Raw genomic sequence first — 361 nt, forward strand, 5'->3', positions numbered from 1 at the left:
TCTTGGTAGCGCTCGACCTTGACCTCGTTACCAGCGTCGTCGATGGTGCGAAAACGCTGCATCTCATCGACCAGGAGAATGCCGGGTTGGCCTTCCTCAATTTTCGAGTTGTTCAAGATCGAGGACAGCGATGACGACCCGAAGTAGCCGTGCTTGGACGAACCGTCCATCACGACTTCTACAAACTTGTCACCAAACCCCAGCAGCGCGGAAAGGCGGCGCACCAGCTGGGTCTTGCCGACGCCGGTCATACCCCACAGGTTCACGATCACGGGACGCGTGATCAGCTGTGGGAAGATGTACCAAGCACTCACGCTCTCGATTACACGGTCGATGATGTCGTCCAGACCGAAGAACTCGG

Annotated in this window: 1 protein-coding gene; it reads right to left on the reverse strand. The window is 57.1% G+C overall.

Annotated elements, in window-relative coordinates:
• A partial coding sequence (locus AC1RPH_RS08040) for an AAA family ATPase (RefSeq protein ID WP_481762063.1) occupies positions 1–361 on the reverse strand: 361 nt, incomplete at both ends.

It is taken from the genome of Dellaglioa sp. CoH-57-MRSF-16 (assembly GCF_056782055.1).